This is a genomic window from Kribbella sp. NPDC059898 (assembly GCF_042730855.1).
GTDB lineage: Bacteria > Actinomycetota > Actinomycetes > Propionibacteriales > Kribbellaceae > Kribbella.
Genome location: NZ_JBHWKR010000003.1, coordinates 572,267 through 593,588 on the forward strand (window position 1 = coordinate 572,267; position 21,322 = coordinate 593,588).

The following is a 21,322-nucleotide window of genomic DNA, read 5'->3' on the forward strand; positions in this document are numbered from 1 at the left end:
ATCCCTTATCCGTGTGATTGCGCTGCGCACCGCCGGCGCCGACCGTCGGAGGTGCACACACCACGAAGGGAGCTCTCGCAATGACAAGTAACGTCAGCATCGTGTTCGCCCACGGTCTGTGGGCCGACGGCTCGTGCTTCAGCAAGGTGATGGGGCCGCTCCAGGCCGAGGGGTACGAGTGCCTGGCGTCCGAGCACGCCCTGGACAGCCTCGCGAACGACGTCGCGAACGTCCGGCGCAACGTCGCCCGGGCGTCGAACCCGGTCCTACTGGTCGGTCACTCGTACGGCGGCACCCTGATCACGAATGCGGGGATCGACGACCGGGTGCGCGGGCTGGTCTACATCGCGGCACTGGGACCGGACGAGAACGAGACCTCCCAAGGTCAGCAGAACAACTACCCCAAGACGCCGATCTTCGAGCACATCGAAGTGGCCGAGGACCGGATCTGGCTCAAGAAGTCAGGCGTGCCGTTCTTCGCCGGCGACCTTCCGGAAGCCGAACAAGCACTCGTGTGGGCCACTGCCATGCCGCCGGTCCCGGACCTGTTCGACCAGAAGGTCGACGGCACCGCCTGGCGGACGAAGCCGAGCTGGGCCATCGTCGGCACCAACGATCAGACCGTCCAGCCCCAACTCGAGCGCGACTCGGCCAAACGGATGGGCGCCAAGACCTTCGAACTGGACTCCAGCCACGTCCCGATGCTGTCCCAACCGAAAGCCACCCTCGACATCATCCGGGAAGCGGCCGAATCCCTCTAGGCGTCTGGGCGCCGCACCTCGGGTGAAGGGGCGGTGCGTCGGTGGCCGGCGGTGATCCACTCCACGAGTAGACGGGCGTACTCAGGCGCGGCCTCCTCCCAAGCGAAATGGCCGGCGTCGAGCGGGTGGGTCTCGACATGGGGAAGGTGATCGGCGAGGAACTGGTTGTTCGACCAGGGGACGAGGTCGTCGGCCTTGCCGGCCAGGATCTGCACGGGTGTGGTGATGGTCGGCAGAAGGTCACGCAGGACCGGGTTCTGCTGCGGATAGTGCCGTACGAAGCGGGCCGACTCGGCGAAGCGGCCGAGGTCGTACGCGCTGACGTAGTCCTCGTGGACCTCTGGCTCGTCGGCGGCCGAGGCGGCCGCCTCCACGGCGTACCCGATGTTGGTCCTGGCGTCCAGGGCGCGGACGACGTCCAGGTCCGGTGCCTCGATCACGTCCTTGAGCACGCCGCCGGTGTCGATCGGGAAGCGGACCGCGCCCCCACCGACGGTCAGGCTGGTCACGCGGTCCCCGGCGGTCGCCGCGAGGAACAGCGCTGCCGCCGTACCGACGTCGGGACCCACCACGTGCGGTGCGCCGAGACCCCACTCGTCGATCAGCCGCGCGAGGAACTGTCCCATCGCGTCCGGAGCGATCAACTCGGCGCGCTGGTCGGAATGCCCGAAACCCGGCAGATCGAGGGCGACCACCCGGCCTACCGGTACGACGAGATCCCAGATCCGCCGGAACGCCAGCAGACTCTCAGGCCACGGCGCGAGCATCAGCACGGTCGTGTCCGAGTCCGCCTTCGTGTCCGCGTACCGCACACGCACGCCGTCGCAGACCCTGAAGAACGTAGGAATCGATGCTGCGCTCATCTCGCTGCCCCTCCTCGAATTCACTGCCCCGTACAGCGCGAGCCTTCCGCGTCCGCCACCGCAAAGACATCACTCGAACAGGTGATGGTGCCCTCCGCCCGGACCGGCCAGGGTGGAATCCATGACTGTCGGGTACTCAGAGGCCGCGACCAAGCGGGTGACCGGACGTAGCGGGATCGAGTACGCCTACCGGGAATGCGGTGCGGGTGCCGTACCGCTGATTCTGCTGCAGCACTTCCGGGGGAACCTGGACAACTGGGACCCGGCGTTGGTCGACGCGTTGGCGGCCGAGCGGCGAGTGGTTGCCTTCGACAACGCGGGCGTCGGCGCGTCCGGCGGTGAGGTCCCGCACACCGTCGCCGAGATGGCGCGCGACGCGCTGGTGTTCCTCGACGCGATCGGCTGCGAGCAGGCCGACGTCCTCGGATTCTCGATCGGTAGCTTCGTCGCGCAGGAGATCGCCCTGATCCGGCCGGACGTCGTACGGCGGCTGGTGCTGGCGTCGTCGGCGCCGCGGGGCGGGCCGGACATGCACGGGTGGGCTGCCGAGGTGATCGGCGCGGTCGGGCAGCCCGAGCCGAATCCGGAAGGGGTGTTGGGCGTCTTCTACGCGGAGTCCGACAGAAGTCGCCAGGCAGGGATGCAGGCTTTCGGCCGGATGGCGGTGCGGGTGTCGGACCGTGACGAGCCGACCACCTGGGCGAGCGGGCTCGCACAGTACGACGCCGTCTGTGAGTGGGGCGTTCCGGACCACGCGCTCCTCGAGCGGGTCGGCGCGATCAAGGTCCCGGTCTTCGTCGCGAACGGCGACAGCGACCCGATGATCCTGCCGCGCTACTCGTACCTCCTGGCGGGCCTGCTCACCCAGGCCCGGCTCAAGATCTACCCGGACTCGGCCCACGGTTTCCTGTTCCAGCATCACGCCGAGTTCGCCGCGGACGTCAACGTGTTCCTGACCTGAAGGGGCCTTCTGCCATGCCGATGATCGATGTCTACGCGCGTGCCGGAACGTTCGGCGACAAGCATCAACTCGCTGTCGACCTCGCGACCGCCCTGATGAGGATCGAGGAGGTGCCGGACATCCCGATGTTCCGGCAGAACACGGCCGCGTTCGTGCACGAACTCGACAGCCTCGCGAACGTCGACGGCGAGGACACGTACGTGCGTGTCCAGGTCCTCACCAACCACGCGGCACTCGACCGTCCGAAGCAGCTCGCGGTCGTCGCCGAGCTCACTCGGATCGTGGCCGAGGCAGCCGGCGACCCCGCGCTGGCAAGCCGCACGTGGGTCCTGCTGACCGAGGCACCCGACGGCGGCTGGGGCCTCGCGGGCCACGCGAACACGAACGCGGAACTGATTGCCGCCGCGCGGGCCCAGATCGCCGAGCTCAACAGCTGATCGCGCCGCCCAACCCACTCCGGAGCCTCGCCTCCGACGCCGCTGGATCGCCGCGCTGATCGCGTCGCTCGAGGGGCCGGTGCTGCTTGCCGGCTGGAAGACCCTCCCCTTGTGGTCGCTGATCCCCGACCACGACAAGGCGATCGCACCGGCAGCTCAGCGGTTCAGGGCCGAACGGATGCGCGCCACGACCGTTCGGATCGCGGGCTCGCACAGCGTGTTCATCGCCCGGCCGGTCGTCGTCGCACAGTTCGTCCTGCGCGCGCTGGACGGATGACCACTGCCCGCGCTTGCCCGGTCTGCTTCGATGGGGCTGGACATGAGCGGAGACGAGGATGGTCGACAGCCGACCGTTGCGCGGGCGCAGTGAGCAGCTGAGCGTCGCGCTCAGCGCGGTCCGCCGGGTCCGTACGGCGGACGCGTCCGGCGTGGTCCTCGTCAGCGGCCCGGCCGGGATCGGAAAGACCGCCGTACTGACCGAGATCTGCCGCCAGGCGTCCGGTCAGCGGTTCCGGGTCGGCCGGGCCAAGTGCGACGAGATCGAGCAGGTCTCCCCCGGCGCACCGGTCATCGCCCTGCTGCGATCAGGCCGGGATCCGCTGATCTCCGCCGACGACAACGAGCCCCTCGGCCGGCTGGCGCCATTGGTCCTCGCCGACCGGATCGCGACGTACCTGGAAAAGGCGGTCGCGGCCGGTCCGCTGGTACTCGCGATCGACGACCTGCACTGGGCCGACCGGGTCAGCCTGTTCCTGCTTCGCGCGCTCGTCCCGCGACTGATCGGCCTGCCGGTGCTGTGGGTGCTGACCAGCCGTGATCGACGGCTCGAGTCCGAGCTGGGAACCGTGGACCACATCCGGTTCGAGCACCTGGCACTGCCGCCGTTGACCGCCCCCGACCTGGCCGCAATGGCCCACGACCGGCTGGGCGGCGTGCCGAGCCGGCATACCCAGCAGCTCCTGGCGGCCTCCGACGGCAACCCGTTCCTGGCCGTGCAGATCCTCGACGGAATCCTGCCGGGCTCCCAGTGCTCCGAGGGCTCAGTTCCGGCCGAGTTCACCGCGGCCGTGCGGCGCCGGCTCGCCGACCTCGACGAGCCCGTACGGCGAACAGTCGAGCTGCTCGCGGCCGCCGGTCAACCGCTGCCGATCGACGACCTCGCGATCCTCACACCAGGTATGTCGCCCGACGTACCCGGCAACCTGCTGGCCGAGACGCCGGACGGGCTGGCTTTCCGGCACGACCTGATCCGCGAGACGGTCTATGCCGCGATCCCGCGCAGCACGGCCCGGGAACTGCATCGCCGGATCGCGGATCACCTGCTCCACGCCGGGCGCCCGTTGCTCGCTGCGTCGCACGTCAAGGCCGCTGCGATCCCGGGCGATCTCGACAGCGCGCTGATTCTCGCCTCCGCGGCGGAACTGCTGGCCTCGATCAGCCCCGACGACGCCAGCCAACTGGCGCTGCGCGCGTTCGAAACGCTCCGGCCCAGTCACGATCGCTGGTTCGGGATCGGCCGGCGCTGCCTGGCGGTCCTCGCGCGCGCCCAGCACGTGGACGAGACGCTGGCGATCGCCGACCAGTTGCTCGCCCGCACGGACGACGCGGACATGATCGGACAGCTCGAGACCGCGACAGCCCGTCCGCTGTGGCTGGGCGGCCGGCTCATCGAACTGGACGAACGCTGCGAGCGGGCGCTGCGCCTGCCCGGCCCGGCGCCGGCGATCGCGGCCCGTCTCCGAGCGGCACGCGCGCTCGCCCGGACCCGGATGCTCCCCGGCTCGGAGGCTGCCGAAGGCGCCCGGCTCGCCCTCGAAGTGGCCCGCGCGGCCGCGGACGAGGAGGCGATCACGCTCGCGCTGCAAGCCTCGGGTGAGGCGGCGAAGAACGAGGGCCGGCACCGCACGAGTCTGCAGAACTTTCGCGAGCTGCGGTCGCTGCTCGGTACGTCGTACCTCGCCGAGGAGATCATCGCGCTGCAACTGCTCGACCGGTACGACCACGCGCAGACACTGCTAGACCAGGCGCGACGCGACAGCGACTCCGACGTCGAAGGCGCGCTGCCCGCGATCGCTTACGCGCAGCTGTGGCAGGACTTCAACCTCGGCCGGCTGGACGATGCCGACGCGGGCGCGCTCGGTCTGGTCGAGCTCGGCCGGCAGCTCGGCACGAGCGTGCACGCGTTCGAGGCGCGGATGATCCACGCCGCGGTCCTGCTCCAGCGGGGCGACCACGAAGCCGCGGGCCACCAGATCGACGAGGCCGCGCGACTGGGCGGCGCGGACGTGAACATCCGGGAGCCCGGCGTACCACTGATGCGAGGCTGGCTCGCCGCGGCCCGGGGCGATCTCGACCGTGCGACCGCGATCCTCCGGCCGCTGCTCGGTACCGCCTCTGAGTCGCGAACGTACTGGCCGTGGTGGCCCGGCTGGACGGCGGTGTTCTACGAGATCGGGACCGCGGCCGGCGAGCCGGAATTCGCCCGGCAGGCGGTCGAGCTCGCCGAGCTCGGTGCTGAGCGCAACCCGGAGGTCGTCAGCTTTGAAGGACTCGCCCTGAATCTTCGCGGCCGAGCGCGGAAGGACCTCACACTGATCGCCCGGTCCGCGAATGTGCTTGCTGCTAGCCCGCGACCGGCGTTGCAGGCGGTCGGTGCGGCGAGCTACGGACAGGCGCTGCTCGCTGCGGGCGATCGCGAGGCCGCGATGATCCAGCTCGACCACGCGTGGGACCTCTACGACACGATGAGCGCACCGGACAGCCGCGCCGGCATCGAGGCCATCATGCGCCGCGCCGGCGCCCGCCGCGCCAAATGGCAGCATGCGGCAACCCGGCCGGCGACCGGCTGGGACGCCCTGACCGCCGCCGAACAACGCGTCGCCTCGCTCATCGCCGCCGGCCACACCAACAAGTCGGCCGCTGCCACACTCGACATCTCCGTCAACACCGTCGGCACCCACCTCCGCGCCGTCTTCACCAAACTCGGCATCCAGTCCCGTGTCCAACTCGCCAACACCCTCCGCACTCACCACGAAGGCACCTGACAACCTGGCGGCAGGGCTCATTCGCCAGGCGTACGCCTGAAGTCTGCTGCACCATCCTCTCCGACGGAACCTGATCACCGCCGGTCCAGCATCGGGGATCATCATCGAGGTCTGATCGCGTCGAGCTCGGTCATGTGGCCGTGAATCTGCTCGAGCGCGACGGTCAGCGGTTCGAGCAGATCGGGCGCCAGTCCGTCGAAGAACATCCGCCGCACCAGCGCGACGTGCGCGCCCGCCGCTGCTCGGACTGTCTCCCAGCCCGACGCTGTCAGGCTGACCACGGTGACCCGGCGATCGTCGCTTGCGAGCGCCAGGTCGACCAGGCCGCGCTTCTGCATGCGGCGAGACTGATGGGACACGCGGCTGCGCTCCCAGCCGATCCGGGTCGCCAACGCAGTGATCCGCAGGCACCCGTCCGGCGAGTCCGACAACGCGTGCAGCACATGGTAGTCGGACAAGGAGAGCTCGTTGTCGCTCTGCAGTTGCCGGTTCATCTCGTAGCTCAGCTGCAACTGAACCCGCATGTACGCCTGCCAGACCCGCTGCTGTTCGTCGGACAGCCATGCCGGCCTCTTCGCACTCCTGGACATCTCGCGACCTCACTGTCGGTGTCGCACTGACATTACGTGATATGTCATGTAATGTCACAGACGCCGACGCGTATGGCGCCGCTGGACGAGAGGATTCGCGATGACGAAGTCACCGGCCGAGCTGATGCGGCAGAACCTTCTGGAGGTCTTCAACCAGCCAGACCCCGCGCGCCGGGCAGCGGTCATCGCAGAGAACTACGCAGCGGACGTCGTCTGGCACGAGCCGGACCGAGTCATCAACGGACGCGCAGGGCTGGAACGTCGCGCCACCGAACTGCTCGCCGAGAACCCCGACTGGGTGTTCCACCCCGGAGGCACCGCATCCGAACTCGACGATCTCGGCCATCTCGCGTTCCAGTACGGCCCGCCGAACGAACCGGCCGTCGTCTCAGGCATGGACATCGCCCGCACCGAGAACGGCCGCATCGTCGAGCTCTACACGATCGTCACAGAGGTCCGGCCACAGCAGTAGTCGATACGCAATGTGCCTCACCAGCATCGCCCAGCTCTCTATCCGTGCGGGTCGTTGCCCAGAGCAATGAGAGCCTCCAGCGAGTTGCTGCAGGCATCTCGGGCTGCTCCGATGAGATCGGCCTGGTCGAGCCAGCCGTGGATGAGATCAGGGTGATGGACGTGCGTGACCTTGACGCCGAGTGCGGACAGTCGCTCGGCGTAGGCGCGGCCTTCGTCTTTCAGAGGGTCGTAGCCGGCGGTGGTGATGACGGCGGGGGCGGCTCGCGCGAGGTCGCTGTCGGCTGCCGCGGTGGGCGTGCACCGTCTGTCGGGACCGTCGGATTCACTGAGGTAGGCGTGCCAGTAGAACGCCATCGTGTCCCGATCGAGTAGGTACCCGGTGGCGAGCTGTTCGTGGGAGGTCGTGGACATGGTCGGGTCCAGGGCCGGGTAGAACAGCAACTGGGCCTCGCACTGGGTGCCGTGAATGGCTGCGTCGATGGCCATTGCTGCGGCGAGGTTGCCGCCGGCGCTGTCGCCGGCGACTCCGAGCCAGCGCGGCGACCAGGTCCGCGCGACCCATCGGTGTACGGCGACGCAGTCGTCGAATCCGGCAGGAAAGGGATGGCCGGGTGCCATCCTGTAGTCGACGGAAACTACGACTGCGCCGAGGTGGGTGGCGATTCGCCGTACGTGCGGATCAGCCGCGTCCAGATCACCGAGGACCCATCCTCCACCGTGGGCGAAGACAAGCACCCGGTCGGCGGTCGATGCCCGGCCGGGGCGGTAGACGCGAGTGGCTACGAGCCGGTCACCGACCGGTACCGCGAGGTCTTCAATGGCACCGTCGAACCTGGGCGGCCGAGAGGGATGCAACGTGTCGATGAGCGAGTCGAACGCCTTGCGCATCTCGGCCACGGACTCGGCGACGGTCGTTGAGTCTGCCGGTGTAGCGGTGGGTGCGGTCGCGGTCAGGAGGGCCAAGAGGGCTGCGACCTCGGGGTGCAAGGCGTGCGTTGCCGAGGTCGGCTGGTCGGGAACCCGACTGGCCGCGCTCATCGGCGTCGATAGATTCGCTGGCGGCGCAGGTGGTCGACTGCGACTGCGGCAATCAGGATCGCGCCGACAACGATGTTGTTGTACTGCGGTGGGATGGCCGCGATGACCAGCGCGTTGTCGATGACGGACAGCAGGACAGCCCCGACGGCAACGCCAGTGATGGAACCGAGGCCGCCCAGCAGGCTGACGCCGCCGATGAGCACCGCGGTGACGACCACGAGCGTCGTGGATGATCCGCCTGCTTCGACCTGTCCCGCGCCGACGCGCGCCGAGTAGATGATGCCGGCGAACGCTGAGGTGACACCGGCGAGCACGTACAGCGCGAGGTCGAGCCGCCCAATCCGGATGCCGTTGCCGATCGCTGCTTGGCGGTTGCCGCCGAGAGCGCGCACGTTGACACCGAAGCGGGTTCGTTCGAGCAGTACCCAGAAGACGACGCCGGTGAGTACGGCGTACCAGATGACGCTCGGGACGCCGGCGAACGCAGTCTGCCCCAACGCGGTGAAGGCATCCGGGAGCGGAAGGATGTCGACGCCACCTGTGACGCGGGAGTTGTAACCCAGAACGATGAAGAAGGTGCCGAGGGTGGCGATGATCGGCGGCACGTGCAGGTAGGTGATGACGAGGTGGTTCACCAGTCCTAACGCGGCGCCCGCCAGGAGGCCCACGAGGATCGCGACGGGTACCCAGACTCCATCCGCAAGCAGGCTGCAGCAGGTGAGCGCGCCGAGCGTGAAGACGGCGCCGGCGGAGAAGTCGAGCCCGCCGCCGATGATCAGCAGCGCTGCCCCACAGCCCATGACGAAGTAGATCACCGAGCTGCGCAGGATCTCGACGACGTTGCTCTGGCTGAGGAAGTCGGGGTTTCGCAGCGTGGCCAGTAGGGCAATGACGGCGATGACCAGCAGGAGGCTGGTTTCCTGGCGGATCAGCAATGTCGTCAGCAGTGACCGCGTTCGGGAGCGCCGGTGTTCGAGCGTGGCGCCCGCGGCTTCGCTGTGACTGGTCATCTGGGGTCTCCTGACTCCGGATCGGCAGGCGAGGCCGGCGCGAGGCCGGTGATCATCGAGATGATCTCGTCGCGCGAGGTGTCCTGGACTTGGCGGGTGCCGACGCTGCGCCCAAGTCGCAGGACGGTGATCCGGTCGGCGTGCTTGAACACGAACTCGAGGTCATGGCTGACGCAGATGACGGCTTTGCCGGCTGACTTGAGCTCATTGATGATCCGACCGACGTGGGCCGACTCCTGTACGCCGAGCGCGGCGGTCGGCTCGTCGAGCAACACGATCGGCTTGTCCATGCGTACGGCCCGGGCGATGGCGACGACCTGGCGCTGGCCGCCGGACAGCAGGCCGACGGGCGTCTTGACGTCACCGACGCGGACCTTGAGCTCGACGAGAACCTTGGCGGCCTCGCGGTCCATCCGGCCGCGGTCGAGCAGGAATCTGAACTTGCGGGGCAGGTTGCCGAGCGCCATGTTGCTGGAGATGTCCAGGCATTCGACGAGCGCAAGGTCTTGGTACACGGCGGCGATGCCGTGGTCCTGGGAGTCCGCGGCACCGTGGCGGAGCGCGAGTGGCTCGCCGTTGATCAGGATCTCGCCTGCATCGCCGCGGTGGATGCCGGTGACGATCTTGATGGTCGTCGATTTGCCCGCCCCGTTGTCGCCGACGATGGCGTGAACCTCCCCGGCGTACGCGGCGAAGTCGACGTGTGACAGGGCGCTGACCGACCCGAAGGACTTCTGGATACCCCGCAGTTCCAAGGCGGGGACGGTGGCGCTCATCCCCAGCCCTTGCTCAGGTAGCTCTGCAGATCATCCTTCGAGGCCAGCGCGGTGCCCACCTTGACGAACGGGACGCTCGACGCGGCGGTCTTCTTGGCGCCGAGTTGGTCCGAGACAGCGTTGACGGCATCAGCGCCCTCGCCGCAGAGATCTTGCACGAGAAGGCGCCATACTCCGCCGGAGGCCAGGCCTTCCTTGCCGCCGTTGTCCGGTCCGTTCGCGACAAACGCGATCGAGTCGGTCTGTCCCTTGCTCTTGATGGCAGCGATCGCGCCGGGGGTGACAGTGCCCATATGGGTGGCGACGACGTTGATGTCGGGGTGGGCAGTCAGTAGGGCGCTGGTCTGCGGCAGCGCCTTGGCCGCGTCGTCGCCGGTGTAGACCTCGCCGACGATGGTCACGTTGGTTGTCTTGGCGGCCGCAGCCTTCATTCCGTCGAGCCAGGACTTGCCGACGCCGGTGTCCGCCACGGCGATGAGGCCGACCTTCTGCGGTCCGGGCCGCTCGGCGATGGCCTTGACGTACTGCTCGCCGAGCGCGCTCCAGTCCACGCCGACGTTGGCGTCCGCTCCGCTGTCGGCGGCGCCGGACCCGTACATGGTGACGGTCACGATGCCGGCCTTCTGCGCCTGCTGCAGGACACTCGCGAAACCCTCGCTGGCGGGGAACGTGACGATCGCGTCCTTCTTCGCGGCGATCCCCTCCTGCACCTGCTGAATCATCTTGGTCGCGTCCAGGGTGCCGGTCGGACCGGTCTCGACGAAGTCGAAGCCCTTGGTCTGCGCTTGCTTCTTCATGCAGTCGCCGATCGTTCGCCACGCGGGGTAGTTCGGCAGCGGATTGACGAACTGCATCGAGGTCTTCGAGCTGTCACCACCGGCGGCCGCTGCGCTGCCGGGAGCGTCGCTGCTGCAGGCGCTCAGTGTCAGCCCCAGCACGGTGACGGCCGTGGTGCCGATCAGGGTTGTACGGGACATGGCGGGCCTTTCGTCGGAACGGGACGGCCGGATTCGCTGAGTGGTGCGCCTCCAAATCTGCATCCGGCTGCGATATTTGCAGGCTAAGGCAAAGTTGCAGAAGGTGGCAATAGTTGCAGTGTCATGTAGTACGATCTGGTCATGGCCAGCTCACTGAGGGAGAAGAACAAGCAGCGCACCCGCGTGGCGATCGTCCGTGCCGCGCTAGAGCTCTACATCGAGCGTGGCTATGACCAGACGACGGTGTCGATGATCGCGGAGCGAGCCGGCGTCTCACCGCGTACCGTCTCGACGTATTTCCCGATGAAGGCCGATATCGCGGTGGGTCCGCTGGAGACGATCTTCTCCCGGCTCCAGACCTGTATCGACTCTCGTGGCCGGGGCCAGGACACCCTCGATGCGCTCGAGAGCTGGATGCAGGGGGAAGCCGAGATAGGCGACGAGACCGGGCAGAACCTGGTGCGGCGCGCCATGGCCGCCAACCCGCTGCTGCAGGTCGTCGAACGTGAACGGATGATCGGCGCGGAGAAGCTCATCGCCGAATCCCTCATCGAGGAACACCGGCTATCGCCGGGCGACATCGGCCCGCACCTACTTGCCAGTGCCGCTCTCGCCATGACGTTCGAGCTGTGGGGTCACAAGCACGTGAAGGAACCGCATCTCGACAGCCCGCACATCTCCGACCGCGTCGAATTCATCCCGTACGCCATCGCGATGCTGCGGTCGGCAGAGCAGTCGATGATCACGAACCTGGCCTACTCTCCCGAGGCCCGGACGAGCTGAAGTGGTTCGCCAGATCGGTGCGGGTGCGAAGGGACAGCTTGCGGTAGACACGGGTGAGGTTGGCTTCGACGGTCTTCACCGACAGGAACAGCTGGGCGGCCGTCTCCTGGTTCGAGGCGCCGGAGGCCACCAGCTCGGCCACCCGACGTTCGGTCTCGGTCAACCCTGTCGAGGTGTGGAGCCCGGTGCGGCCGGCTTCGTCCAGAGCACGCTCTGCCCAGCACGGCGTACCGAGCTTGGTGAACATGCTCGCCGCAGCGCTCAGCAGCTCGTTCGCCGTACCTTTGTAGCCGGCTCGGCGGCTGACCTGACCGAGCGCAAGCACCGACCGCGCGGCCTCGAACGGACACTCCGACTCGGCGCGATCCACCACAGCACGCAATGAGGTCAGGGCGGTCTCCACGTCACCGCGGGCGGCGGCGAGCAAGGCATCACATCGGTCCGCCGCGACGGATGCTTCCGCCCGGCCGGCTGCTCCTTGGCGGCGCAGCAGGCGTACGGCGACGGCGACCTCGTCCAGTGCGCCGACCTGGAGGGCGGCGTCGGCGTAGTCGACGGCCCAGAGCAGCTGCTCCAGATCGACCATCATGGTGTTCTCGACGATCACCGCGAGTTCACGGAGTGGTTCGAGGGCCGCTTGCCAGTTCCGGGCCGAGACTTCGACGAAGCCGAGCTGGGCCAGGAAGCCACCCAACCAGTACGTGAGGCCGCCGTCTCGCGTTCGTGCGGCCATGGCTGTCGCGGCGTCGCGGGCTTTCGTCAGCTCACCTGAGTACGCATTGACGAGCGCACGCGCCATCCCCTCCTGCAGACCGTAGCCGCTCCCCCAGGCGCCGATCCGGTCCGCGTCGTCCAGGGCGGCCGCGGCGTCCTGCACCTTCGAGCGTCTGATCAGCGTGAGGATCAGGCAGATGTACAGGCTCGACAGGTCGCCGTACCGGCCGGCCTCGACCGTCCGGGCGATGCCCTCGCGGACCCGGCGCTCCGCGGCCCGGTCGGTCCACGGGGCGTGGAAGCCGTGCGCCCAGGCCCACTCCGCCGCCGACAGCTCGCCCGATGTCTGGTCCACCAGCAGGTCGATCTCGGCCAGCGTCTCCCGCGGATCGCCCAGCCCGTACAGCCGCTGCACGCTCTGCAGCTGGTTCAGCGCGGCCAGCTGTACGTCGGGACGCCCGACGGCGGCCGCCTCCCGGATCGCGAACCGGTCGAGCCGCAGCGCCAGCCGCCCGTGGCCCTCCATCCGGTGGTACTCGCCGAGCTGCTGCAGGATCTCGGCGCGGACCTCGCTGCCGGCGGGCGCCAGCCGGAATGCCTGCTCGGTGACCGCCCGGGACGCGCCGATCCCATCCACCAGCCAGGCCTTCCGGACCAGGATCTGGGCGCGTTGTTCCGCCTCGGCTGCCAACGCCGACGCCTTTTCCAGCGCCGTACGGGCGGCGAGCTGATCGCCGGCGGAGACGTACGTGTCGACTGCTCGCAGCCACCGGAGCAGGCTGCCGGTCGTGTCGAGGTCCGTCGGGGTGGCGAGAGCTGCGCCTTCGAGCAGTTCGCCCGCGAGTTGCAGCGCGCCTCGGCTCCGGGAGATGTCGGCGGCCCGGTCCAGCTCCTCCGCGACCGCCGCATCCGGAGCGCTGATCGACTTCGAGCGATGCCGGGCGCGCTCGACCGGATCTTCGAGCTTGTCCGCCAGCAGCCGGTGTGCCTGGCGCCGTTCGGCCGTGGTCGCCTGGTCGTAGATCGCCGACGCGAGCAGCGGATGGGTGAAGTCGACGACCGAGCCCGCACCGATCCGCGCCACGTCGGCGTCGTCGGCGTCCTCGAGCGCGGCCCGCAACCGGGTCTCCTCCACGATCCGCTGCAACTCGGGCACCGTCAGCCGGCCCGCGGCGGCGACCAGCAGGAGGACGTCGCGGGACTCTTGGGTCAGCAGCACCGACACCTTCTCGCTGAGCAGCCCGACCAGGCTCGGGGGTACCGGGAAGATCGGATCGCTGCCCTGCTGAGCGCCCCAGCGCCACTTGGACAGGTCGGACTGCATCGCCTGCGCGATCATCAACGCCAGGAACGGGTTCCCGGCACTGGCCCGCGCGACGCCCGCGCTCATCGGCGGCGTCCACCGCTGACCGAGATGCTTGCGGAGCAGCTTGCCGATCGCCCAGTCCGGCAACGGTCCGAGGACAACCTCCCGGCGCGGCTCGGGCAGCGACCGGACGAGGTCACCGTTCGCCGCCGGATCGGGCCGGGTCGCGGCCAGCACCTGCAGATTGCCGACAGTTCGTACGGCGAACGCGAGGCTGCCCGCACTCGCACGGTCCAGCCATTGCAGATCGTCGGCAATCACCATGATCGGCTCGGATTCGCTCACCGCGATCAGCAGGCTCCGGACCGCGAGCGGAACCGCCAGCGCGTCCACCTCACCGCTCTCGATGCGTTGCAGAGCGACGGCCAGCGCGCGCCGTTGCGGCTCCGGCAACCGCTCCTCCACACCGGGCGGACATTGGCTCACCAACTCGGCCAGCCCCGCGAACGGCAACCCGCGATCGAACTCCGTCGGCGCGACCGACAGCACTCGCCGACCGCGCCGCTGCGCGAGCTGATTCGCGACCTTCAGCAGACTGCTCTTCCCCAGCCCGGGCTCCCCCACCACGACCGCGCTGCCCCCGGTGTCCAGCAGGTCGTTCACCACCTGTACGACGTCCTCCCGGCCGAACAGACCGTACGCCGCCGATGCCCCATCCATCAGCACATCATCGGGCATCCCTCGCCTCCGATCGAGGGTCCCGCCGAGGGTTTCCTCTGCTGTCTCACGCGCACCCCCGCCCCTAGCGTCAGCGACATCGCAACCAGCCCCGAGGAGGAAGCAATGAACGCAACGAACGAGCCGACCGTCCTGCTGGTCCACGGCGGATTCGTCGACGGATCCGGATGGCGCGGCGTCTACGACCGCCTGCGCGCACAAGGCCACCGCGTCGCCGTCGTACAGAACCCGACCCTGTCCCTGGAGGGCGACGTCGCCGCCACCAAGCAACTCCTCGACCGGATCGACGGACCCGCGATCCTCGTCGGGCACTCGTACGGCGGCATCGTCATCACCGAGACCGGCTCCGACGACCGCGTCGCCGGCCTCGTCTACATCGCCGCGTTCGCCGCCGACAAGGGCGAGTCCGTCAACACCCTGATCGCCGACCCCGCGCCGGGCGACCCGGTACCGCCGATCCTGCCGCCCACCGACGGGTTCCTGTTCCTGGACCGCGACAAGTTCCACGACTCGTTCGCCGGCGACCTGCCCGCCGACGAGGCCGCCTTCATGGCCGACTCCCAGGTCCCGTGGGGCGTCGACGCCCTCGCCGGCACCGTGACCGAGCCCGGCTGGCGCGGCACGCCGACCTGGTACCTGGTCGCCGCCGACGACCGGATGATCCCGCCGCACGCTCAGCGCGACATGGCAGCCCGCGCCGGCGCGACCGTCCGCGAAGTCCCGGGCAGCCACTCGGTCTACGTCTCCCAGCCCCAGGCGGTCGCCGACCTCATCCACGAAGCCGTCCAGTCCCTCGCCGCGAACTGAGGAGCCTGACCATGCACATCTCACGCCGGAGCGTGCTCGCATCCGGAGCGGCAGCGCTCACCGCTACCGCTCTGGGAGCGACCACGGCAACCGCTGCCACCACCCGGACCAAACCCACGATCGTGCTGGTCCACGGCGGGTACGCCGACTCGTCCTGCTGGAACGCCGTCATCCAGGAACTCCAGGACAACGGCTACCCCACCATCGCGGGCTCGAACCCGCTGCGCGGCATCCCCACCGACGCGCCGTACATCGCCAGCCTGCTCGACTCCGTCACCGGCCCCGTCGTCCTGGTCGCCCACTCCATGGGCGGCACCGTCATCACCAACGCCGCCGCAGGAAAGACCAACGTCAAGGCACTCGTCTACATCGCGGCGTTCGCACCCGACGTCGGCGAAACCCAGGGCGAACTCATCACCAAGTTCCCCGGCAGCCTGGTCGGCCCGGTCAGCGTCCCCGTCCCGTACACGAAAGCCGACGGCACCACCGGCACGGACCTCTACCTGAGCAAGGACGGCCAGGCCGCCTTCGCGGCGGACATCTCCACTTCGGCCTTCCGGATCCTCCAAGCTACCCAACGACCGTTCGACGCGGACTCGTTCATCTTCCCGACGACCGCCGCCGCATGGCGAACCATCCCGTCCTGGGGCCTGGTCGCCGGCCGCGACAAGGCCATCCCACCCGCGACCGAACGCTGGATGTACAACCGCATGAACGCCCGCAAGATCGTCGAACTCCCAACCTCCTCCCACGTCGCCATGCTCAGCCACCCCCACGCCGTCGCCGGCCTCATCCAAGACGCCGCCAGAGCAACCTCGTGACGGCATCGCCGGCAGTATCGTGATCCGATGAGGCTCAGCACTCGGCTCATCCTGGCCCTCGCCGCCGCGGCCGGACAACCCATCCGGGTCTCCGGCACGGCGGCGCCCGACCCGGACCCCGACAGCATCCTCCTCGAGCCGGAAACCAGCCCGCAGATCCGCGCCGGCCGTCCCGACCAGATCCACAGCGGCATCCGGTACGACGGGAAGCTCCGGATGGACGTGCTCGTTCCAGCAGGCCCCGGACCGCACCCGCTGGTGCTGTACCTGCCTGGCGGCGGATTCGTCACCGCACGCCGCCAGCTCGCCAGGAAGCAACGCCGGTACGTCGCCGCCGCCGGGTATGTCGTCGCGAGCATCAACTACCGCACAACCTCGACCGGCGCTACGTATCGCGACGGCCTCACCGACGTCGCCACCGCGCTCGCCTTCCTCCGGCAGCGCGCAGCGACGTACCGCCTCGACCCTGACCACGTCGCGGTGTGGGGCGAGTCAGCGGGCGGGTACTTGGCGGCGATGGCGGCGACCGAACCCGGCAACCGGCTCAACGCAGCGGTCGTCCTCTTCGGCGCGTCCGACCTCGCCGACCTCGGCACCGGCTTCGACCCCGCCATCCGCGACTTCTACACGACGGCGGGTACGCCGATCCCGTCGTACGTCCTCGGCCCGGACCGAGCACCGGCCGACCACCCGGACGAGATGCGCGCAGCGGACCCAGCCAATCGCGTCACCCCGCAGACACCACCCTTCCTGATCCTGCACGGCGACGACGACCGCATCATCCAGCCCGCGCAGACCGCCCACCTGCACCAAGCACTCCGCTCAGCAGGCGCCGACTCCACCCGATATGTGCTCCGAGGAGCCGGCCACGGCGACATCTCCGACAACCCCGAAGTATGGACAAGCGTTCCACTGATGAACCGCATCACCGAGTTCCTGCACACCAACCTCCGTTAGGGCCCTGGATGGTCGGGCACCTTGAGGGCTGCGATCAGTAGTTCGGTCGCGGCTCTCGAATCGGAGGGCCAGTTGGCTCGCCGTGAGGACGCGCTGATGCCGTGGAGGATGACCATCACCGGCCCGGGCGACGCATCGCGGTGGATGGCGCCGTCTGCCGCCGCTTGGTCCATCAGTTCACCGATGGCGTGTTCGAGCTGGTTGCCGCCTTCGGTTTGAGTCGCTGTATCGACGAGGACAGACAGCGTCTGGGCGAGGCCGGGGTGAGCGATGACGTACTCGACGAACGACCGCAGGAACGCCTCGAGCACCTCTCCGGGCGGCTGCGTCGACGCGCGCGACTGTTCGATCAACGCTGAGACCTCGCCTCGATACACAGCAGCGGCCAGCGCCTCCCGGGTCTCGAAGTGCCGGTACAGCGTGCCTACGCCGACGCCTGCTCTGCCCGCGAAGTCGTCGAACCGTAGCGCCTCGCCGCTGTCGAAGATCGTCCGCGCCGCGGCGATGATCGCTTGCCGATTCCGCTGGGCGTCCGCTCTGAGCGGTCTGCTGTCGGGCATCCCTCATCCTTTGACAACCGGAGATGGTCTCCATATCGTACAAGTGGAGATCATCTCCACTTTAGCGAAGGGATGCATCGTGCGCATTCTGATGTTCGGGCGCGGAGTCATCGCCACGATCTACGGACACGCACTCCAGGCCGCCGGGCACGACATCGAGTTCTACGTCCGCCCCGGCCGGGCCGCAGAGTACGGCGGCGGCGTGGAGGTCGATGTCATCGACGTACGACGCGGGTGGCGGGATCGGCGCATCCGTGAGTTCTTCCCCAGCCGCTTGACCGAGACCTTGGAGCCGGGCGACGCGTTCGACCTGGTCATCCTCAGCGTCGGGCACCACCGGCTCACCGAAGCGGCCGCCTTCCTCGCGCCGCGGATCGGGACGACCCCCGTGCTCGTGTTCGGAAACGTGTGGGACGAGCCCGCGACCGCGCCCTTGCCTCCGGAACAGGTGGTGTACGGCTTCCCGCAAGCGGGCGGTGGATTCGCGGACGACGGCGTACTGCATGGTGCGATGTTCCGGTCCGTGCTCCTCGAGCGATCCTCCCGCGCTCAGGCCGTTCAGCTCCTCTTCCATCAAGCCGGATTCACAGTCCGGGAACAGGAGGACATGCACGGCTGGCTTCAGATCCACTTCGTCGCCGACGCCGGGATGTTCGCGCAGAGCATCCAGTCCGGGTCCATGGCCCGGATGGTCGGCGACTGCCGAGCCTTGCGCGGCGCACTCGTCACCACCCGCGAACTGCTCCCGGTCCTCACCGCTCGCGGCGTCGACCTCCGCCGCCACAGCAACACGTTGGCGCCGTACCGGATGCCCTCACCGACAGCGGCCGCGATGGCCGTTGCGACAAAGTACGTCTCGGTTGCCCAGGTGAGCATGGCAGCCCACACGGATCCATTCGCGCCGGAAGCCCGGGCGGTCCTCCAAGACACCCTCACCGCCGTACGCCGGCACGACGTACACGCACCCCGCCTCGAAGCTGCCACACGCAAGTCACGGACGGACCTGTGACCCCACGCCGAGGTCCAGGCGTACCGATTCGAGGATCAGGAACGTCGTGGTCGCCGTGTACACGTCGGCCGCAGCCAGAACACCGAGGTACTTCTTGATCACCGGGTCGGAAGCGTATTTCACCTGTGCGGCCTGGTACTCCTTCACGGCCGCCCAGGCGTTGTTCCCGTACTTCGCGAAGTAGGGCGTCGGGTCAACGTTGGTCAGCGCCAGCTTCACGTTCGCGACGATGTCGTCGATGTACTGCCGGTACACGACCATGTCCTGCCGCGTCCCGAGCCGGCCCATGTGCCCGCCGATGTAGTGCTTCCACGGATAGCGCAGCGCGTTGCCGGGCGCCGCCATCGAGCCGGGCACGTCCTCGTTGATGTTGAAGAAGTCGAACGGCACCCACCCGGGCAGGTTGACGTCGACGAGCATCAGCGTGTCGTGGTCCGGGAAGTGGATGTAGATGTTGTCCGGCGTGTGGTTCGTCCCGTGGTACGCCAGCTCGATCCGCTCGCCGCCCACGCGCAGCGTCTTCCGGGTCTCGAAGGTCACGTCCGGCACCGGCCGTGTCGGGTCGTTGTCCCGGGCAAGCAATTGCTTGTTCTCGGCGTGCCCGATCCGGACGACGTCCTTGCCGAATAGCGACGACGCGCCCAGGTGGTCGGCGTGGTGGTGCGAGTACACGAGGTGTGTCACCTTGTTCGGTACGCCGTTCGCGGCCGCGATCTCGTCGATCGCCCGCTGCAGGTTGTGCCCGATGCTCGGTGGCGCGTCGAACAGCACCACCCCGTCCCTCGTGGTCAGGAACGCCGCCTGGTACGTGCTGTCAGTGACCCAGTACAGGTTCTTCTGCACCCGGCCGACGTAGTAGCCCTGCGCGTTGACCGCGGGTCCGAGCGCCGACGGCGGGATCGGCGCATAGTCGGGCAGGGTGTCGGCGGCCGCGGACAGCTCACCGAGGAACTGGGTCGCGGCCAGCGCGGCTCCGCCGGCCAGTCCGCCGGCGAGGAAGGTTCGGCGATTCGTCATGACAGTCCTTTCGAGGAGCTCAAGCGCCGTACGTCGGCACGATCGCGCCGCTCACCACCGCGGCGGCATCACTGACGAGGAACGCGATGACGTCGGCCACGGCCTCCGGTTTCACCGCGTGGGCGAGCAGTTCGGGCGGCAGGTACGGACGGGTCTTGTCCGTGTCGAGCAACGCCGGAGCGACCGCGTTCACCCGGATCCCTTGCGGCCGCAGTTCGACATCGAGCACGCGCACGAGGTGCACCAGCGCCGCCTTGCTCACCGCGTACGTCGTCATTCCCGGCGCCGGCTCGAGACCGGGGCGGGCGGCGACATGCACGACAGCCCCGCCGCCGCTCATGTGGGGCACGACCGCCTGCGTCAGCCAGAGCGCGGCGCCGGCGTTCACATCCAGCATCAGCTTCAGGTCGTCCGGGGTCGCGTCAAGCGCGCCGCCTACGTGGTACGTGCCGAGCGTGTTCACCAGCACCTCCGGCGGCCCAACCTCGGACGCGATCCGGTCGATCAGGGTCTTGGCCGCGGCCGGGTCGGTCGCATCGCCGGTGAATTGCTGGATGCCGTCCGGCAGTTCGGCGAGACCTTCGGCGTTGCGGTCGACGCCGGCCACAGTGAATCCGGACGCCGCGAGTTTGCCCGCGGTCGCGCGGCCGAGTTCGCCGCCGGCGCCGACGACGACTGCCACCCGGGCGCTCATGGGTGCACCTGCGATCCGTGGCCGAGATCAAGCCGGATCGACTGCAGGATCGAGAACGTCGTGCTGGTTGTCAGCGACGGTATGTCGGCGGCCGCGAGTACGCCGGTGTACTTCTCGATGACCGGCGCCGCGGCCTCCGCAGTCACGGCGTCCAGGTACCCGGTAACTCCGCCCCACGCGTTCTCGCCGTACCTCACGAAGTACGGCGTCGGATCGACCGAGGCCAGGGCGGTGTTGGCGCTGTCCACGATGTCCGCGATGTAGCGCTGATGCAGTTCGACGTCCGGACGGGTGCCGAGCCGGCCGAGGTGACCGCTCAGGTAGTGCGTCCACGAGTACTCCATCGCACGGTCCGCGGCGTCGATGTAGCCGGGTACGTCCTCGCTGAGGTTCAGGTTGTACAGCGGGACCCAGCCGATGTTGACGATGTCGATCTGCATCAACGTGTCGTGGTCCGGGAACAGGATGTCGATGTTGTCCGGTGAGTGGTTCGGTCCGTGGTACGACAGCTCGACCCGGGACCCACCGACCTCGAGCGTGTAGCTGTCCTCGAACGTCACGTCAGGTGCCGGCCGCGCCCGGTCGTTGTCCCGCTGCAGCAGCCGCCGGGTCTCCGCATGCCCGACCCGGGTCACGTCCCCGAACAGGTACGACGCTCCCGCATGGTCGGCGTGGTGGTGCGAGTACACCAGGTGCGTGACCTGGTTCGGCAGGTCCTCGGTGGTGGTGATCTCGTCGATCGCCCGCCGGAGGTTGTTGCCGATCGTCGGCGGCGCGTCGAACAGTACGACGCCTTCCGGTGTCGTCAGGAACGCGGCCTGGTAGGTGCCGTCGGTGACCCAGAACAGGTTGTCCTGCACGCGCTCGACGAAGTACCCGTCCGCATTCAGCTCGGGGCCGAGCGCCGCTTCCGGCACCGGACCGTACTCCGGCCACTGCGACGCAGTCATCGGTTGCTCCCTCCGGTTTGGTTCTCCAAGACTCG

General features: G+C 68.6%; 22 protein-coding genes. 11 read left to right on the plus strand and 11 right to left on the minus strand.

What is annotated here, in order from left to right; translation table 11 throughout:
- Window positions 1–80: 80 nt before the first annotated feature.
- Window positions 81–761 (plus strand): alpha/beta hydrolase, encoded by a 681-nt coding sequence (locus ACFV9C_RS12935; protein ID WP_380193209.1) that lies wholly within the window; start codon window positions 81–83, stop codon window positions 759–761.
- Here the strand turns inward: ACFV9C_RS12935 and ACFV9C_RS12940 are convergent.
- A complete protein-coding gene (locus ACFV9C_RS12940) occupies window positions 758–1,624 on the minus strand; it encodes an alpha/beta fold hydrolase (RefSeq protein WP_380193210.1) in 867 nt (288 codons plus the stop codon). The two genes, ACFV9C_RS12935 and ACFV9C_RS12940, sit on opposite strands and share 4 nt — an antisense overlap.
- A 121-nt stretch (window positions 1,625–1,745) precedes the next feature.
- Between ACFV9C_RS12940 and ACFV9C_RS12945 the strand changes: the two genes are divergently transcribed.
- From ACFV9C_RS12945 to ACFV9C_RS12960, 4 genes are all read left to right on the plus strand, one after another.
- Window positions 1,746–2,585, plus strand: a complete 840-nt coding sequence (locus ACFV9C_RS12945) for an alpha/beta fold hydrolase (RefSeq protein WP_380193211.1) — start codon at window positions 1,746–1,748, stop codon at window positions 2,583–2,585.
- 14 nt (window positions 2,586–2,599) lie between these two features.
- Complete coding sequence (locus tag ACFV9C_RS12950) at window positions 2,600–3,022, plus strand: 4-oxalocrotonate tautomerase family protein (RefSeq protein WP_380193213.1); 423 nt, start codon at window positions 2,600–2,602, stop codon at window positions 3,020–3,022.
- 79 nt (window positions 3,023–3,101) lie between these two features.
- Complete coding sequence (locus ACFV9C_RS12955; protein ID WP_380193215.1) at window positions 3,102–3,299, plus strand: hypothetical protein; 198 nt, start codon at window positions 3,102–3,104, stop codon at window positions 3,297–3,299.
- Window positions 3,300–3,357: 58 nt separating this feature from the next.
- Window positions 3,358–6,066, plus strand: a complete 2,709-nt coding sequence (locus ACFV9C_RS12960; protein ID WP_380193217.1) for a helix-turn-helix transcriptional regulator — start codon at window positions 3,358–3,360, stop codon at window positions 6,064–6,066.
- Between the two features lie 101 nt (window positions 6,067–6,167).
- On the opposite strand, the gene ACFV9C_RS12965 is transcribed toward ACFV9C_RS12960, so the two are convergent.
- Window positions 6,168–6,656 (minus strand): MarR family winged helix-turn-helix transcriptional regulator, encoded by a 489-nt coding sequence (locus tag ACFV9C_RS12965; protein ID WP_380193219.1) that lies wholly within the window; start codon window positions 6,654–6,656, stop codon window positions 6,168–6,170.
- 100 nt (window positions 6,657–6,756) lie between these two features.
- On the opposite strand from ACFV9C_RS12965, the gene ACFV9C_RS12970 reads away from it, so the two are divergent.
- On the plus strand, window positions 6,757–7,128 hold the full coding sequence (locus tag ACFV9C_RS12970; RefSeq protein WP_380193221.1) for a nuclear transport factor 2 family protein: 372 nt from the start codon (window positions 6,757–6,759) through the stop codon (window positions 7,126–7,128).
- A gap of 38 nt (window positions 7,129–7,166) precedes the next feature.
- Here ACFV9C_RS12970 and ACFV9C_RS12975 read toward each other — a convergent pair whose 3' ends face one another.
- The 4 genes from ACFV9C_RS12975 to ACFV9C_RS12990 are packed head-to-tail and all read right to left on the minus strand — an operon-like array spanning window position 7,167 to window position 10,931.
- Window positions 7,167–8,168: an alpha/beta hydrolase gene (locus ACFV9C_RS12975; RefSeq protein ID WP_380193222.1), complete on the minus strand. Its 1,002-nt coding sequence runs from the start codon at window positions 8,166–8,168 to the stop codon at window positions 7,167–7,169.
- Entirely contained in the window at window positions 8,165–9,178 is a 1,014-nt protein-coding gene (locus tag ACFV9C_RS12980) for an ABC transporter permease (protein WP_380193224.1), read from the minus strand. The genes ACFV9C_RS12975 and ACFV9C_RS12980 overlap by 4 nt, the downstream gene beginning before the upstream one ends.
- Window positions 9,175–9,954 carry an ATP-binding cassette domain-containing protein gene (locus ACFV9C_RS12985; RefSeq protein ID WP_380193226.1) on the minus strand — a complete coding sequence of 260 codons (780 nt, stop codon included), beginning with the start codon at window positions 9,952–9,954 and terminating at the stop codon, window positions 9,175–9,177. Before ACFV9C_RS12985 ends, ACFV9C_RS12980 begins: the two co-directional genes overlap by 4 nt.
- Window positions 9,951–10,931, minus strand: coding sequence for a sugar ABC transporter substrate-binding protein (locus ACFV9C_RS12990; protein WP_380193228.1), 981 nt, complete (start codon window positions 10,929–10,931; stop codon window positions 9,951–9,953). The genes ACFV9C_RS12985 and ACFV9C_RS12990 overlap by 4 nt, the downstream gene beginning before the upstream one ends.
- A gap of 141 nt (window positions 10,932–11,072) precedes the next feature.
- On the opposite strand from ACFV9C_RS12990, the gene ACFV9C_RS12995 reads away from it, so the two are divergent.
- Window positions 11,073–11,714: a TetR/AcrR family transcriptional regulator gene (locus ACFV9C_RS12995; RefSeq protein WP_380193231.1), complete on the plus strand. Its 642-nt coding sequence runs from the start codon at window positions 11,073–11,075 to the stop codon at window positions 11,712–11,714.
- Here the strand turns inward: ACFV9C_RS12995 and ACFV9C_RS13000 are convergent.
- Window positions 11,674–14,454 carry an AAA family ATPase gene (locus tag ACFV9C_RS13000; RefSeq protein ID WP_380193232.1) on the minus strand — a complete coding sequence of 927 codons (2,781 nt, stop codon included), beginning with the start codon at window positions 14,452–14,454 and terminating at the stop codon, window positions 11,674–11,676. The two genes, ACFV9C_RS12995 and ACFV9C_RS13000, sit on opposite strands and share 41 nt — an antisense overlap.
- A gap of 123 nt (window positions 14,455–14,577) precedes the next feature.
- Between ACFV9C_RS13000 and ACFV9C_RS13005 the strand changes: the two genes are divergently transcribed.
- From ACFV9C_RS13005 to ACFV9C_RS13015, 3 genes are read left to right on the plus strand one after another with little or no spacing between them, the layout of a single operon-like run.
- Entirely contained in the window at window positions 14,578–15,279 is a 702-nt protein-coding gene (locus tag ACFV9C_RS13005; protein ID WP_380193233.1) for an alpha/beta fold hydrolase, read from the plus strand.
- 11 nt (window positions 15,280–15,290) lie between these two features.
- On the plus strand, window positions 15,291–16,100 hold the full coding sequence (locus ACFV9C_RS13010; RefSeq protein ID WP_380193235.1) for an alpha/beta fold hydrolase: 810 nt from the start codon (window positions 15,291–15,293) through the stop codon (window positions 16,098–16,100).
- A gap of 27 nt (window positions 16,101–16,127) precedes the next feature.
- Entirely contained in the window at window positions 16,128–17,057 is a 930-nt protein-coding gene (locus tag ACFV9C_RS13015) for a prolyl oligopeptidase family serine peptidase (protein WP_380193236.1), read from the plus strand.
- Here the strand turns inward: ACFV9C_RS13015 and ACFV9C_RS13020 are convergent.
- The gene (locus tag ACFV9C_RS13020) at window positions 17,054–17,617 is read right to left on the minus strand and encodes a TetR/AcrR family transcriptional regulator (RefSeq protein ID WP_380193237.1); all 564 of its coding nucleotides are present in this window, start codon (window positions 17,615–17,617) and stop codon (window positions 17,054–17,056) included. The genes ACFV9C_RS13015 and ACFV9C_RS13020 overlap by 4 nt on opposite strands.
- Before the next feature lie 79 nt (window positions 17,618–17,696).
- Between ACFV9C_RS13020 and ACFV9C_RS13025 the strand changes: the two genes are divergently transcribed.
- Window positions 17,697–18,626, plus strand: a complete 930-nt coding sequence (locus tag ACFV9C_RS13025; protein ID WP_380193238.1) for a ketopantoate reductase family protein — start codon at window positions 17,697–17,699, stop codon at window positions 18,624–18,626.
- Here the strand turns inward: ACFV9C_RS13025 and ACFV9C_RS13030 are convergent.
- The 3 genes from ACFV9C_RS13030 to ACFV9C_RS13040 are packed head-to-tail and all read right to left on the minus strand — an operon-like array spanning window position 18,609 to window position 21,287.
- Window positions 18,609–19,643, minus strand: coding sequence for an MBL fold metallo-hydrolase (locus tag ACFV9C_RS13030; protein ID WP_380193240.1), 1,035 nt, complete (start codon window positions 19,641–19,643; stop codon window positions 18,609–18,611). The two genes, ACFV9C_RS13025 and ACFV9C_RS13030, sit on opposite strands and share 18 nt — an antisense overlap.
- Window positions 19,644–19,662: 19 nt before the next feature.
- On the minus strand, window positions 19,663–20,337 hold the full coding sequence (locus ACFV9C_RS13035; RefSeq protein ID WP_380193241.1) for an SDR family NAD(P)-dependent oxidoreductase: 675 nt from the start codon (window positions 20,335–20,337) through the stop codon (window positions 19,663–19,665).
- The gene (locus ACFV9C_RS13040) at window positions 20,334–21,287 is read right to left on the minus strand and encodes an MBL fold metallo-hydrolase (RefSeq protein WP_380193244.1); all 954 of its coding nucleotides are present in this window, start codon (window positions 21,285–21,287) and stop codon (window positions 20,334–20,336) included. The genes ACFV9C_RS13035 and ACFV9C_RS13040 overlap by 4 nt, the downstream gene beginning before the upstream one ends.
- Between the last annotated feature and the right edge of the window lie 35 nt (window positions 21,288–21,322).

Bases quoted from the DNA above. Each gene is read 5' to 3' on its own strand.
- ACFV9C_RS13020 (WP_380193237.1), bottom strand. From the start codon at position 17,617: ATGCCCGACAGCAGACCGCTCAGAGCGGACGCCCAGCGGAATCGGCAA.
- ACFV9C_RS13000 (WP_380193232.1), bottom strand. From the start codon at position 14,454: ATGGATGGGGCATCGGCGGCGTACGGTCTGTTCGGCCGGGAGGACGTC.
- ACFV9C_RS12985 (WP_380193226.1), bottom strand. From the start codon at position 9,954: ATGAGCGCCACCGTCCCCGCCTTGGAACTGCGGGGTATCCAGAAGTCC.
- ACFV9C_RS12935 (WP_380193209.1), top strand. From the start codon at position 81: ATGACAAGTAACGTCAGCATCGTGTTCGCCCACGGTCTGTGGGCCGAC.
- ACFV9C_RS13035 (WP_380193241.1), bottom strand. From the start codon at position 20,337: ATGAGCGCCCGGGTGGCAGTCGTCGTCGGCGCCGGCGGCGAACTCGGC.
- ACFV9C_RS12965 (WP_380193219.1), bottom strand. From the start codon at position 6,656: ATGTCCAGGAGTGCGAAGAGGCCGGCATGGCTGTCCGACGAACAGCAG.
- ACFV9C_RS12960 (WP_380193217.1), top strand. From the start codon at position 3,358: ATGGTCGACAGCCGACCGTTGCGCGGGCGCAGTGAGCAGCTGAGCGTC.
- ACFV9C_RS12975 (WP_380193222.1), bottom strand. From the start codon at position 8,168: ATGAGCGCGGCCAGTCGGGTTCCCGACCAGCCGACCTCGGCAACGCAC.
- ACFV9C_RS13005 (WP_380193233.1), top strand. From the start codon at position 14,578: ATGAACGCAACGAACGAGCCGACCGTCCTGCTGGTCCACGGCGGATTC.
- ACFV9C_RS13040 (WP_380193244.1), bottom strand. From the start codon at position 21,287: ATGACTGCGTCGCAGTGGCCGGAGTACGGTCCGGTGCCGGAAGCGGCG.
- ACFV9C_RS12980 (WP_380193224.1), bottom strand. From the start codon at position 9,178: ATGACCAGTCACAGCGAAGCCGCGGGCGCCACGCTCGAACACCGGCGC.
- ACFV9C_RS12970 (WP_380193221.1), top strand. From the start codon at position 6,757: ATGACGAAGTCACCGGCCGAGCTGATGCGGCAGAACCTTCTGGAGGTC.
- ACFV9C_RS12995 (WP_380193231.1), top strand. From the start codon at position 11,073: ATGGCCAGCTCACTGAGGGAGAAGAACAAGCAGCGCACCCGCGTGGCG.
- ACFV9C_RS13030 (WP_380193240.1), bottom strand. From the start codon at position 19,643: ATGACGAATCGCCGAACCTTCCTCGCCGGCGGACTGGCCGGCGGAGCC.
- ACFV9C_RS13015 (WP_380193236.1), top strand. From the start codon at position 16,128: ATGAGGCTCAGCACTCGGCTCATCCTGGCCCTCGCCGCCGCGGCCGGA.
- ACFV9C_RS12945 (WP_380193211.1), top strand. From the start codon at position 1,746: ATGACTGTCGGGTACTCAGAGGCCGCGACCAAGCGGGTGACCGGACGT.
- ACFV9C_RS13010 (WP_380193235.1), top strand. From the start codon at position 15,291: ATGCACATCTCACGCCGGAGCGTGCTCGCATCCGGAGCGGCAGCGCTC.
- ACFV9C_RS12990 (WP_380193228.1), bottom strand. From the start codon at position 10,931: ATGTCCCGTACAACCCTGATCGGCACCACGGCCGTCACCGTGCTGGGG.
- ACFV9C_RS12950 (WP_380193213.1), top strand. From the start codon at position 2,600: ATGCCGATGATCGATGTCTACGCGCGTGCCGGAACGTTCGGCGACAAG.
- ACFV9C_RS12940 (WP_380193210.1), bottom strand. From the start codon at position 1,624: ATGAGCGCAGCATCGATTCCTACGTTCTTCAGGGTCTGCGACGGCGTG.